The organism is Psychrobacter sp. T6-1 (assembly GCF_052258445.1).
On the sequence record NZ_JBQQFC010000622.1, the window covers coordinates 1 to 838 of the forward strand.

The window sequence follows — 838 nt, forward strand, 5'->3', positions numbered from 1 at the left end:
GACGCAAATGAGTTACAAACATTTAACATAGCTAAAACATATCGCAAGTTTATCATCTGCTTTGCTTACCAATACGTATAGAGCCTCTAAGTTAAATACTTATGTTCTGTTAGCTCATATCTGCTCTACAAAGCCATTCTTCTCTGAAAAGTCATATGGTACAGGCCGCTTAACCGCTACTCTATATCTGCTCTCTATAGCTTATGCTTTATTCATAAATAGACGCCTATATAGAGTAGTCTCTATCATTTTGCGTATTACAGATAACTAGGGCTATAGGTCTTACTATAAGCAGTAATTTGTGGGCTCTTTAGCTTTGTAAGCTTTGTAGATAATGTGATTTTGCATATGTAATAACTTCTATTTTATCCTAACAATTGCGAGGTATAAGTTTGAAAACTGAGTCATTGTTTCAATTCTCATCGTTGACCGTCATTTTGTTACTGCTGGCGTTTTATGGTGGTACTTATTTATTATCTTTACTCATTAAAAAAGACAAAGAATCAACCTCCGGCTTTATGGTCGCAGGTCACGGCGTTGGATTCGGTATGGGCGCAGCCAGCATGACCGCCACTTGGATCTGGGCGGCGTCATTTTATGCAGCGGCCACATCTGGCTATAAATACGGCGTATCAGGTCCCATACATTACGGATTTTGGGGCGCACTGATGATTTTGTTCATCTACCCCTTTGGTATGCGCTTTCGTGAACTTGCGCCCAACGGTCACACGTTAGGCGAGCTTATTCACGCCCGTCATGGCTCATCAAGCCAATTAATTTTAGCCATATCCAACATTATGGGCAGCTTAATTAGCTTGATGGTCAACTTTACCGCCGC

The 838-nt window shown here is 40.8% G+C and carries 1 pseudogene; it reads left to right on the forward strand.

From position 1 onward, the window contains the following. Positions 1-407: 407 nt before the first annotated feature. A pseudogene (locus ACTXGO_RS14995) lies at positions 408-838 on the forward strand (sodium:proline symporter); the annotation flags it as partial.